This window comes from Paenibacillus sp. FSL L8-0494 (assembly GCF_038003695.1).
In the GTDB taxonomy this organism is placed as follows: Bacteria; Bacillota; Bacilli; order Paenibacillales; family Paenibacillaceae; genus Paenibacillus_AQ; species Paenibacillus_AQ odorifer.
This window is the reverse complement of the sequence record NZ_JBBOPQ010000001.1, coordinates 3,107,751-3,120,291: the sequence shown is the minus strand read 5'-3', so window position 1 is coordinate 3,120,291 and position 12,541 is coordinate 3,107,751. Positions and strand designations below refer to the sequence as shown.

Here is a 12,541-nt window from a genome sequence, read left to right as displayed (position 1 = left end):
AGAACCTCGCCAATGCCGACGAGGTTCTTCCAAATTGCAATGCCATTATTTCCAAACCCTAAAATCCTAATATAAATGATTTGTAACATTATGTAAATATACTCTATATCACTAGTAAGGAAGACCTTCTGAAAACAAAAAAATCTTGCTATCCCATTTTTTTCGGATAGCAAGACGTAAATTATGTATACCTTATTAAAATAATGGTTCAATAAAACCTTTCCACTTTTCAAAAACTGATATTAGTTCAGGAGTCTTTACAGCAAGAGAAATCATTTTATCAGCTGCAGAAAATAATGACTTAAGTATAGTCTTATTAGGCTTTTCCAATTCAGCTTGATCTGAAATTGTGTTTATAGTTTCAGTAAGTTCATCTTTAGTATCTTGAGGTAAATCTTTGTTTTCATCTAAGAGTTTAATAAGTTCCTTGGCTATAATAGCAATATTCTCAGCCTGTCCCTGTTGGACATAAGTGGAACTACTGGAATCCCCTATCGATACTGAACCTTGATTATTCTCAACTTTGTCTATCTTAAATTCAGACATTGTAACATCTCCTTGAATTAAATTTATGACAATTGACGGACTTATCTCTTTTAAGATTTCAATATTCCTAGCAGATATTAATTGGGATAATGACGAACCTTCGTTCGTTACATCTTTCAGTATACTAGCGACATTCTTAGAGATCTCTGGTTTTCTGTTTTTTTTTTAGCAATCGATCGTTTTTTGAATGATGGTTCAATTTCAAAGACAGGAAAAATCATATCTGCCGAAAGTTGAAATTCTCCATGTAAGGGACAGAGCCCCGATATTGATTCAAAATCGTTATCTTCCACTACCTTAATTGTACGAAGGCAATCATAATCAGGGCATCTGATTTCATAAAGTATTCTCAAGATATTGCCCTCAACAAGGAAAAGCAGCCTGTTAAATACTTTCTCTATAGGGAGGCCAGTTGCAGCAGCTACAGCAGAAGGATAAAATCGTTTGATTGGTAGGGTTGCTACTGTGTCTACCCAATCATCTACTTCATAAATATCACCTTCCATAAGCCAGCCCCCCTTTTTTGTATTAATTTTCTACATTATAACATGCGTACGTACAAAATCGATTGCGGATTCTGTAGATTGAGACATAAAGTACACGCTGTTTGATTGCATCCCAATTCGTATAGTGTGTGTTGTTCTTACTCCATCCTCATCAACAGGAAATTGAATAAAGCATCCTTGATGTTCAATGCTTGTTTTTAGATAATCATACAAAGGAGTCCCTCTAAGATCACGCTCTTTAACCCCCATACCAACCTTTTCCATTCCATTTAGTATTAGAGACGTAAATGGGATAGCCGAAAAATCTTCGCCTAATGACAGACGAGCTTCTTGAAGATTCGTTTGCAGTTCTGCAATGTCCTCATTTTCGAAATATGAGTCAAGAGCCGAAAGAATCGTAACAACTGATGCCGCTTGTACCTCAGTAAAATCTTCTAAAGTTAAGTTAGGTTTACCTACTGTATCAATTAATTCTCCTCCGAGTGCATCAGCAAGTTCTTCAGCGCTATTTCCAAAAGGAGCCATAACTCTCACTGGTTCCATTATTACTTGCTCTCTTATTAATTGAGCAAAATGTTTAGCAATTTTCTCTGCATGCTTTGGGTCAGTTCTTACTTCAATGAAACCATTATTTTCATTAACAAACAAAGTTGTTGTTGTTGTTCTAGGTCTTACTTCGATGTTATCAAGTATTATTTCTGTAGTTACACCAACTTTATACATATATCTTAAATAATACTCGTTTTCATTTGGGCCCTCAGCAGCTCCGATTAGTACAGGTTCACTAGTTATTTCGTCTCGACGCGGAATAATTACAGACTCAAATGGATTGAAAGCACTATTTTCTTCAATGAGTCTTCGAATGCCTCTAAGGCCTTCAGTAAATCTATACCACGATACTGAGGTCTTACCACCGAAAATTCTTTCTTTTGAATTTGCATAGAACCGAGTTCGTACAACCGGTTGTGTCATAAGTGGCCATATTCTTGTTACTAGATCTCTCGCTGCTCCGTCATTTGGTAAATTTAAATCTGTACATATTTCTTTTAGTGTATCCTTTGGTAAATGCATGATGTCATCAAGTAAGACTAGTTCAGATATTATTAACAAGACCCCACCTCAGTCCTCTTTTTTATATCTAATAATTTAGCACTTAAGGAAAGTTATGTATATAAAAAGTGTAAAGTTCTCTAAATAAAGCCAATCGGCAAAAAGTGACCCCACCAACATCCGGCGGGGTCTAGGTCTATATTATAAGGGGTTTATGTGATTACTATAATCCTCTTAGCTTAAAACAGTATGAAGTTTGACTAAAGGTTTACTTATCACCATCCGAAACCAGTGGTACACTTTTGTTTTAGTCAGAAACTAGAATAGCATCAAAGCTTTCTGGACCTACACGAACTGTTCCAAGCAAGTTAGACGAAACAAAAGCTGTGTAAGTTAATTGTGGTGTTACTGGGGGATTAAAATCATCAGCAGAGAAGGTAATTACTTGTGGCGCTGCTACACTCAGGTTAAAGGTGGAAGTCGCTGAGTATACAAGTGGATCGGTAGGTAATGTTCCTCTTACAATGGTGATTGTAATTCCCAGAAGCGCCAGAGGAAGTTGCAATGAAACCGTTCCTTTCAAAATAACCCGCGGATTCGCTCCTACACCTTGAGTTATCAGACCAACCTGACCAAAGAGTTGTGGAGTATTAATGACTGTGATCGGAATGGAAATGGAGTTTGCAAAGCTCGCATTTTGTGATGTTCTTCCATCAACATAAGTTCCCAAATGAAAAACCTCCTTTCAATAAGATACAGTATTGTATGTCCTAAGAGGTTTTACAGTTTGGACAATTCATCTGAGAACAACGTTTGATTTCAACCATTTATTTGTCGAAGAAGAATTAAACCCCGCTGACCACTTCAATTTAACTACAGACTTTCCCTTCTATTTTATTTAATCAAATAATTTTAGAATAAGGTTATTTGAACAATCTATACCAGATAAAATGCATAAACTGACTGTAGGAGAATTATTTAGAACGAGGTGTGTAAAGATGGATATGATTCTAATCGATATTTTCTGCCCAGTTTGCAAACAAATAAGGGCAAAAGTAAAGGAATATTCGACAAGGGATATGCAATATCTACTACCTAATAATCAAATGTATCCTATGTTAATTTGTAGTAATTGTGAAGAACAAATATTAAAAAGCCTTAAAAACCATATTGAAAAAAAGGATTTGTAGATTGGAAAATCCCACCAGTCGAAGCCGGTGGGTAAATTGCTTTAATCTTTTGTAGTCCCATCCCTCTTACTAAACGCTAGTTCAAATAATCCAGTTGCGGATAGTCCAGCTAGACCACCCGCCCATAATCGGAGCACTAAGCCTAACTCTGTAAACGGATAAGCAGCTGCACCGATCAACAGACCGATAACTAATCCAATCAAGGGCAATATATTTTTAGGCACGTTAAACGAAGTCTTTACGAACTGCACTCCTGCCAACACAAAAACAGCGATCACCGAAGCGAACGCCAATACATCCGTTAAATTTTGATTGTCCATACTTTACTTGTCCCCCTTTTGTTGTGCTGCCAGCCCAAGCCGATACAGAATTGTAATTATCCGTGCTTCCGAATATGTTGCTGATCCCGGTGTATCAATCACTGGCTTGCCATTGAGGACTGACGGCGTATGTGCAAACGCCTGTAAAGCCTCCTTAGACCATACAGGAGGGTTGATATTCGTCAATTCCAATAGTATTGTGCTCAGTTCCTTAATCTCCGCAGCCTGCTTAAGAGACTGTTCTTTAAGCACATCTTTGCTATTGGTCAAGCCTGTTACGACTTTCGATAGTTCCTTCACTTGTTCTTCAAGTTTTGCAATTCTACTCATATCTTCTTCTGACTCCCCTTTTAGTCGATCTATATTAGCCGTTGCTTTTGCCATTGCTGTTTCAGATGGTTTGCTACCAGCTCTCAGTTGAGTAAGTGTTAAGCCAAAGACCATTTGGAAATGAGGGTAATCCTTAAATGATGTCCAGTCACCGCCCCAATCAAAGCCGAGCTTCTTAGCCTCTTCCACTACTTCAATCCAGTCTTTGATGTTGTTTCCGTTGTAGTCTCGGTTCATATCCCATGACACACTGGACCCGTTCGGCAGTAATAAGGCAAAATCTACAGCGAGTCCAAAATTGTGATAGCTATATCCACCTCGGGCATTGGTGACGATTACTCCTGGCTTTGAGCGCCCTTGCTCGTATAAAGCGTTTTGCTCAGCTATTGTCCGCAACCCCTGAGTTATCAAGATAGGAACTCCCCGAGTGTAACACCGTTCAATTAAAACTGTTGCAGCAGCCAATACAACCGGATGCAACCCTATCAATCTCGCAGATGATTTACTCTTTACTTGATCTAGCGTCAGAGACATTACTCATCGTCCCCCTTTCTGTTGGCAGCGCGTTTAACCTTCTTATCCAGCTCACTACCCACCCACTTAAGTACTACATCCAAGATTGGCAATGGGAGTGAATCCCCCCAACCTGCCCGAATTGAGTTTGCCGTCATACTCTGTAAAACGTGGTACAAGGTTCCAATGGATAATGCACCAAATATCGCTCCAGGCAACCCAAACACCATATCAAGCAGATGTCCACCTGCGGGTAGTAGCAACATGAAGAACGTACGAAAGACTCCATCAATTCCATATTTACTGGCATATGTGTTATCCTTTTTGGCGGCTCGAATACCAGATAACCAATCCATGATAATAAAAAATAAAAGTGCGATCATGATGGTTACGACAGCGTCCGCCTCCCCGTATAAAAAATCAAATGTTGGAATAAGTACTGCGCCTACTGTTGACGCAGCAATTTGAGATTTTGTCATTACAATTCGCCCCCTTTCTATTGTTTTTACGAATTTACTGCTGGTTCTAATTTTGAATTTTCTTTTGGTTGCAATGCACCTAACATTTCACCAACTTTATGATCAACTTGCTGCAATATCTCAAGTTGTCGCCCGGGGTAAAATTCTAATACTGTTATAATCGCTTCAATCAACTCTTCAGCTGGTCTCGTTAGATCAAGTGCTAATTCAAGTTTTTTTATAATTACCAATTCTGTTCCTCCTTCCGGACAAAAGTAAAAGCCCCTCCAAAATATTGGAGAGGCTTTCTTAGTTATAGAATATATTTGTTTATATACTGTAGTACTACGGTTTATTTGTCTTCAAACCTTCAAGATAACTAAAGAATGATGTGATTGCTTCATTAGCTGTTTTTATATCTTCTTTTTCTTTACTGTCTTTAGAACTGATGAATAAATAGTAACTTGTCTCTAATACAACAATCTTTGAATATATACTTTCTTGTTCACCACTCAACCTAGGATTCCTTGAGTAATTGTTATAGTAGTCATTTAATATGGTTTCTTCATCCTCGGTTAATGGAAGAAGATCTTTTGACTTTTCATCGTAAATCCGGACAATTTCGAACGTCTCCTTTTCGAAAAGCTCCACTGAAGATGTTGGGACTGGTTTACTCATTGCTCTTTCATATGCACTTTTCTTAGGATCATTTGTTAAATGGTCTATCACTAAAAATGCGATAAGCAACGCAATTACAGTAGAAGTTAGAATTATGATCTTTTTCTTCATTTCTTACTTGTGCCTTCGAGATCTTTTATTTGAGTTTGTAGTTTCTCTATATCTGCTTTCGCTTGATCAATTAGTTTTTGCTGTTCTGCAATGTGTGCTTTACTTTCCTTAATTCGTTGTTCAATACTAGATATTACCAAAGCGCTTTCTGGTGTTCCGTTGTCGGAAATCTTTGCCTTAACTAAATTTTCCTCTGCAGGTTTTATTTCATTTTCTTGTGTTCCTTTGATATTGAATTCATACCACGCAATATTCTCTTTTAATGTATTAATTTCGCCTGTAATTTTAATTTTAAGATCATACTCCACTCCATCAATCATAACTGAGGAACTTAAATTACCCATGATTATTTTCTTCCCTTCAACAGTCAACTTTGTACCTGTTGCCTCTGCCAACGCTCTAACTGGAGCATAAGCCGATCCGTTAATAACGACAGCTTCGGCTATTTTATTCCCACTCTTCTCGATCGAAAATATACCTTGGACTTTTTGACCCACCAAACCACTTGAAGCAAGTGCAGGCACTGCACCGAATATCAATCCTCCGATAATTATTCCTGAGATGAACTTTTTCAACTAAAACACCCCTTATTAGTAAATATTTCTTATCTGTATTATCGCAATAAAGGGTTAGAAGTTTCAATATAGTTTATGAGGGAATGTTTACTTGTGCAAGAAGAGCTCCTGTGTTGCTAAACATCTTTAAGTTACGACTTGTATTGTCAAATGCAAGATTATATCCCGCTTGACTCTTTTCAGCCTTACTGCCTAACGCAATTTGTAATCCATCTAAAGTTGACTGGAGGTTTTCTATACTGGGAATTTTAAGCCCATATACATTGGCACTTGAAAAATCAACTGAACCAGCAAAGAATACCCGATCTCCAAATGAAAGAATTTGAAGTGGTCCTTGGGCATATAGAAATGAAAGATATTCTTCAGCATACATTCCAGCTCTCTCTATTCCACTGGGCGACCAAAAACCAATACCTGAATATTTGTGCATACCATCATTCGAGATCGTTACACGCTTAACTCCATTGGAGTCATAGGATCTTAATCCTCCTGAACTCATCTCTACTCTTTCTCCGATCGCACTTGTTCTCAGAAGAGCACCTGTAATAATCCCCCCAACGATTTCTCCACCTGCATAGATTGTCCCTTCAAAACTTCCACCTTTAGCATTAATGGTTCCTTGGAAGGTTCCATCAGCTGCATAAACACTGCCCGAGGAATTAACTACAAATTTGCCATTGCCTACATTGATGGATGACCCTACAATAGCCCCACCAGAAAAGTTAGAATTCGCTATTGAGGCATAGTTTGCTGTCAATTTATTAGCTACCAAGTTACCAGCCATATCTACTCGAAAAGGCGCTTCATTAAAGTTTGAGTGTCCCGCTGCTATGCCATTTGTATTGATTTGAGTGACTGCATTCCCTGTGCCGATAAGCATAGAGACAAAGCTACCAAATTGACCAATAACAGTCTCGGCTAAAACTCCGCGTGCTGTCACTGCTGATCGTACCGAATTCCATCCATCAGTTGAGATACCTAAACCTTTGGAAGTGAGTCTGACTTGTTCAAGGTGATTTGTCTTCTCTAGCGCCAATATTCCCCCGTCAGGTGGATATATCAATTCTGTTTTTGAGTTATTAATATCTGTAATGACTTGTTTGGCTACAGCTTCAAAAAGCTCTGTTCGGATACGTCCGTTAGAATATAAGTTGTCCACTAGCTTTTTGCTCTTATCCAAATCAGCAATAATATCATCCATGTCTTTAACTTCAACATTAGATAATACTGCCTGAGCATGCTTTTCCTTTGTATATGGGTATTCCGTCAATTCCATGATCCGAGATTTAAGGTTGACTAGCCCGATATCTGGATCATAGCAATAGGCGGTATCCCCGAGGTCTGGTTTCACCGCATTGCTTCTAATTTTGTACAAGTCTGCGCTATCCGCAGTGACTTCAAAGCTAGGAATCTCCTTCTCCCTCAATGTCTTTCTACCAGCCTCCAGCAGATCCGAAACTTCTTCAATATCTTGCTCTATTATTTCCCCATCGAAATACGGAACCGAATTACTCCCCCAGCTCGCAGCATATGGAGAGATAAGATAATTAACTTGCAGAATGCCGTTAATAATTGCATCTGGCACAGCCTCCAGCAGTGTCCTCTCTTCGTTGGTGAGGATCGATGCAGATTGGCCTATCCAAGTTCTACCGTCCTTCATTTGGCAAAATAGGCGTGTCACAAGCGAAGAAGCATCATCTTTAAATTGATCTGAAACAATGTTTTTCTGTATACGATATTGCATGCCTTCATCTTTACCAATTTGCTTCTTGAGGCGAATGACAAAGTTATCCGCCTCTATCTCGCATCCATACATTTCAATGACCTTGTTTAGTGCCTGAAGGCAGTTCCCTTGGCCGAAATCTTTAACATCGCAAAGATCAAATGCATCATCAATGGCAAATGTAAAACGTCCGCCGGTTGCGGCAGAGATGAGATTTGTAAGTTGCGAAATATGCACACCATACGCTTCAGCGATATAGGAAACGTATGGGAACTTGAAATCGGTTAGCTTGAACATTACGTGTGTGCACATTATAGACGCTGTGAGCTTTCGATCTTCTCGAACCCTAGACCTGCTATTAATCACATAGAACTGACCGCGCTCATCTTTGACATGACCTTTGATCAATATTTTCTCTAAGTAGTCTCGTGAATTCATCGGTACCAAAAAAGACAACTCGTAATCTGAGTTTATACGGCGTTTTCTGGTAACATCATAGGATTTTACTAAAGACCCTATTGCCACCATATTCTTATCGTAAGATTCCAAGAAATCCAACTCTAAACCTCCTTATTAGCCAAGGAAAATTTTCCTTAACAAAAAATAGCCCCCGAAGCAGCTCCGAGGGCAAAATAAACGCCTACTATGTGGCACTATCTAATAACTCTTGTACACCACTCTTCCATCGCAGTGGAACGTCATCGATTGTCTTTAAATCCTTTTGGATCAAATCAAAATATACTTTGGCCACTTCACTCACCTCCGATCAAGCCAGCGATTTCAGCGAGTGCTAGTTGCATCTCTGTTTTATCAGCTTCTTGAGCTTCAGCAAGTTCCGTCAGAGCAAGCTTTAGTTCTGTGTTCTCTGCACGTAGCTGTTCGAGCTCCGTCTGTTCTCCAGACTTCGTTCTTTCTGCAACTTCTTCTGGTGTTAAGCCTTCTACCCAAAGGTTATCAGGTTGTACTGGAGGTGTGTAAACTGGCTCAGGACCTTGTTTCTCGCCCTCCGCCCATTGCTCCCGCCAATCATGTAGCTCGTCGGCATAATCGCTCTGTGCCTCTAGTACAACGTCCTGATATGCATCCCATGCTAACAGATCGAAACGCGGATGATACAACCCGGTCGGCAACGGAATGCCTACGAGATAACCGATGATCTCTCTTGGCTGTTCTGGTTCTTCTGGTACGTCCAGTTCATCTTTGATCTCTTCGTCTTCCAGCAGCTCAGGCGCTTCTTCTGGCTCTGGCTGGGCATAAATAGGGACTACCCCAGTAAAGGAATCGTCCTGTATTATGTCCTCTATATACAGGCCATCCAACCCGATTGTAGGTACTGCTTTGCTCATGATATCCCTCCTTTATTCGACTCTGAACGTTGGCAGTCCATCCAGAAAAATAGCATCGCCACCCATACCGCTTAATACGTATACTTCGCCCGTTGGCATAATCTCCAACCCGCCAAATACACGATTCGCGCCACTTCCTGATAAAACACCAAAGTCCAGTTGATCCTTTGGTCTGTACCCTTCCGGCAACCGAAATATAACAAGGTTAGCGTTAACAGTTGAAGAGGTGAATTTTAGCGCTCCTGTAAACTCAACAACTCCGTTAACTTTACGATAGGATGGGACTCGCGAACTGAATAGCGCAGTAAATCCGTTAAGTAACGTTGGTGCAATCCATCCTGGCGCGTCCTTCTCCGATTTCCTTGCTGCTAACGTGCTGACCGCTGAACCTATCTCTATCACTGCGTCTGTTAAATCATGCAACTGTGCCTTCTCAGTGGCAGCGTAGAATCCTGTAACTGAAGGTACTTGTGATTTATCCAATTTAATGTAAGAGACGCTGTAAGGCTGCGATGAATCATAATCTGCTTGTGCAATGTTAAATCTCTCGCCGTATAACGTATCTGCTAGTCCGAATGTTATTCTCCGCCACTTCTGGAATAGGCGTGATGACTCGTAAACGGACATTATGCTAAAAACTTTGTACTTGAGCTTTGCTGACTCCATGCCTACGATACTAATGTTAGACTCGTAGTAGCTATTCCAAAGGTACGGTGTTATCCGCTCCCTCGATACATACCCACTACCTACCTCTATAAAGTTATCTCCTTCTAATAGAGAAAGAGCGCCATCTTCCTGAACTGTTTCGGTGATCGGAGATGCTAGACGGTATAGGAGTTGATAAGGTTTCCATCCTACATATCCGTAGTTTTGGTCAGTAGGCAAGGTGCTCGTTCCTGTAGAGGTATCTCCCATTACAAAGCGCCATGCTTTTGTACCACTGATATACGGAGTAGTAAACGTCGCACCTGACACACTACCCATTTGGTAACCATTAAAATAAGCCTTTATCTCGTCAGTACTCGGTGTATAGGAGTCTCCCCAACCGGAGTCAGCAGAGGAAACAGTGACAGTTGTATTTCCGGATGCTGAGGTACGATAAACGTCTGCTGCCGCCGAAGATGGAACATCACTGAATGTTTGAGTTAACACCTTTCCATCAAATTTCACTAACGCCGATATAGAAGAATCCGAAAGTGTTGGCGCTATCCCCAATGCTCTTAGTCGTTTATAACCTGTATGTGTGCTGAGCACTGTCCAATCTTGCAATCCTGATAGCGAGATCTCCCGCCATAACCTCGTTACCTCATACCGTCCGTTAACCTCACGCAGTATATCCGGTTCTGATCCATCTGTTGGGTTAGCGTGTAACTCTACTCCACCAAAGGCGATAAGGCTGTCTTCGCGTGGCTGAAACGGTGTGGCTGTGCTGCCGATTTCGAGTTGAATATTGTCGTAGCGCTTCGTTTGGACTGTTGCCGAATCTGTCGACGCATAAATGTAAAAAATAATCTCTGTTTCTGTGCCCGTATTAAACGTCAGAGATTTAAACCCTATTCCTATGGCAGCATTGATTGCCCCGTTATCGCTTCCCTTTCGCACCCAAATCCTTGGCGCGTCTACTCCCCCAGATACGTTGATACCTTCGAAGCTTAAGGTATAGACAGTGTTAGGCAGTACAGGATACTTTTTTGTTGTTGCATAACGAGCTAACGCAGCACTTGAAGTTACCGTTATACTATTCTGATTGTTCTCTACGTAAGTCATACCGGGAGATGAGGAGGCAATCCCTCCGTCATACAAATTTCGTCCATACCGTCTTACCCATAACCCATCTACTCCATTAATACCTGGAGGTACATAAGGTAAGAGACGATCAATAGCTTCGCCTGTGATTGTGGTTCCTATGGCGGCGTAATCTGCTGCGGATACCGCGTATAGGCGGACCTCATCAATATAAACTGTCATGTTTGCGGCTGCTGTCGCAGGTCCGAATAGTAAACGAAATCCTGACGTAGGAAACACTGAGCCTAAAGGAACTTTTGCGTGTACAAACTGCCAGCTTCCAATTTTGGACGTATCCATTACTGTACTCTCAGCAACTACGATCATAGTACCCTTCTGTCTCAATCCGTAGGAGATATAACCAGCAGTAAATGACTCTAGGAATACCCAAGCCCCAAGAATATATTGCTTTGAACTATCTATTGGATAGTCATAATCCTTGTGAAGATATTTGTTTCCAGCGGTAGCCACAAATTTAAAAGAAGAGTTTCCTGATTTTTTTTGAGTTGTTGATATTTCCGCAGCTCCACCGCCTTGTGTAAAACCCGTTAAACTCTCTCCACTCCCAGCCCCACCAAGTAAATCTATTAACGTCCTACCCTGTACCTTTAATCCTTGTAGTCTAGCGTTCTTTGTTGCGTTTAGAATTTGCTGCCCAGCTACTAAATTGATAGAAGTGAGAGATTCAGTGTCCCATCTCGACTTGTCAGCCGCACTCATAAGCCCCGGTGTTGTAATAGTGGCTACAGGGATAGGATCTGATCCACCAGTTAAATGACTGGATGCATGAGCGCCAGGAGCAGCAGTTCCTGTTGCTGTTACAATCATAGTCTTTGTAGCTGGGTTATTCGTTACTGTGATCCCTGTACCACCAGTAACTGTGAGCGTGTCTGACTTATCTCCAGCAGGGATATTATTGACCTGAGCGAATGCTTTCTGATTGACTTCTGCGCCCGCCTGAATACCCGCCAGTTTGGTATGCTCCGCAACACTTGTATGCAGATCGCTGTTGTTCATGTGTGTATTAGCTGCTTCCAGCGTAGTAGCCGGGGCTGTACGCCAGGTTGACTTGCCGGTGATTGCTTTGATCATGTTGGCCAGCCAGCCCAGCAAGGTTGTAATAGTTCCTGTGTCTCCTGTCGGAGCTGTGGTATCCGCAATAGTTCGGTTACCTATTACTGCATCTGTAGCAGATCCAGCCCCGCCAGCTCCAGCCGTGATCCCTGCCAGCTTGGTTTTTTCGGCTAAGGTGGTATGAAGATTCCCATTGGCGATATGCGCATTAAAGTCGCCCACAGCAACATCATGTGCATCCAAGGTCGCTTCAATATCAGCATAATTATCGTTGTGCTTGTTCAAATTTGCCATATCAAGTTCTTTAGTTATCGTTCTACGGTTAAATGACATATT

At 41.0% G+C, this 12,541-nt stretch carries 14 protein-coding genes; all 14 read right to left on the bottom strand.

Features of this window, described 5'->3' with window-relative positions:
* Window positions 1-195: 195 nt before the first annotated feature.
* The gene (locus tag NYE35_RS14220) at window positions 196-546 is read right to left on the bottom strand and encodes a hypothetical protein (RefSeq protein WP_341121384.1); all 351 of its coding nucleotides are present in this window, start codon (window positions 544-546) and stop codon (window positions 196-198) included.
* A 116-nt stretch (window positions 547-662) separates the two neighbouring features.
* On the bottom strand, window positions 663-1,052 hold the full coding sequence (locus NYE35_RS14215) for a hypothetical protein (protein ID WP_341121382.1): 390 nt from the start codon (window positions 1,050-1,052) through the stop codon (window positions 663-665).
* Window positions 1,053-1,082: 30 nt separating this feature from the next.
* Window positions 1,083-2,162 carry a hypothetical protein gene (locus NYE35_RS14210; protein ID WP_341121379.1) on the bottom strand — a complete coding sequence of 360 codons (1,080 nt, stop codon included), beginning with the start codon at window positions 2,160-2,162 and terminating at the stop codon, window positions 1,083-1,085.
* Window positions 2,163-2,409: 247 nt separating this feature from the next.
* Complete coding sequence (locus tag NYE35_RS14205; protein WP_341121377.1) at window positions 2,410-2,832, bottom strand: hypothetical protein; 423 nt, start codon at window positions 2,830-2,832, stop codon at window positions 2,410-2,412.
* Window positions 2,833-3,333: 501 nt separating this feature from the next.
* The gene (locus NYE35_RS14200; protein ID WP_341121375.1) at window positions 3,334-3,612 is read right to left on the bottom strand and encodes a holin; all 279 of its coding nucleotides are present in this window, start codon (window positions 3,610-3,612) and stop codon (window positions 3,334-3,336) included.
* Window positions 3,613-3,615: 3 nt separating this feature from the next.
* Entirely contained in the window at window positions 3,616-4,476 is an 861-nt protein-coding gene (locus NYE35_RS14195; RefSeq protein ID WP_341121374.1) for a M15 family metallopeptidase, read from the bottom strand.
* Window positions 4,476-4,934 carry a phage holin family protein gene (locus NYE35_RS14190; protein WP_341121372.1) on the bottom strand — a complete coding sequence of 153 codons (459 nt, stop codon included), beginning with the start codon at window positions 4,932-4,934 and terminating at the stop codon, window positions 4,476-4,478. The genes NYE35_RS14195 and NYE35_RS14190 overlap by 1 nt, the downstream gene beginning before the upstream one ends.
* Before the next feature lie 26 nt (window positions 4,935-4,960).
* Complete coding sequence (locus NYE35_RS14185) at window positions 4,961-5,164, bottom strand: hypothetical protein (RefSeq protein WP_341121370.1); 204 nt, start codon at window positions 5,162-5,164, stop codon at window positions 4,961-4,963.
* Window positions 5,165-5,258: 94 nt separating this feature from the next.
* Window positions 5,259-5,702 (bottom strand): hypothetical protein, encoded by a 444-nt coding sequence (locus NYE35_RS14180; protein ID WP_076138789.1) that lies wholly within the window; start codon window positions 5,700-5,702, stop codon window positions 5,259-5,261.
* Window positions 5,699-6,277, bottom strand: coding sequence for a hypothetical protein (locus NYE35_RS14175; protein ID WP_076138790.1), 579 nt, complete (start codon window positions 6,275-6,277; stop codon window positions 5,699-5,701). The genes NYE35_RS14180 and NYE35_RS14175 overlap by 4 nt, the downstream gene beginning before the upstream one ends.
* Before the next feature lie 73 nt (window positions 6,278-6,350).
* Window positions 6,351-8,558 carry a phage tail protein gene (locus NYE35_RS14170; RefSeq protein WP_341121367.1) on the bottom strand — a complete coding sequence of 736 codons (2,208 nt, stop codon included), beginning with the start codon at window positions 8,556-8,558 and terminating at the stop codon, window positions 6,351-6,353.
* Window positions 8,559-8,643: 85 nt separating this feature from the next.
* Window positions 8,644-8,751, bottom strand: a complete 108-nt coding sequence (locus NYE35_RS14165) for a CD1375 family protein (protein WP_341121365.1) — start codon at window positions 8,749-8,751, stop codon at window positions 8,644-8,646.
* Window position 8,752: 1 nt separating this feature from the next.
* Entirely contained in the window at window positions 8,753-9,346 is a 594-nt protein-coding gene (locus NYE35_RS14160) for a hypothetical protein (protein WP_341121364.1), read from the bottom strand.
* 12 nt (window positions 9,347-9,358) lie between these two features.
* The gene (locus NYE35_RS14155) at window positions 9,359-12,538 is read right to left on the bottom strand and encodes a hypothetical protein (protein WP_341121362.1); all 3,180 of its coding nucleotides are present in this window, start codon (window positions 12,536-12,538) and stop codon (window positions 9,359-9,361) included.
* Window positions 12,539-12,541 lie beyond the last annotated feature (3 nt).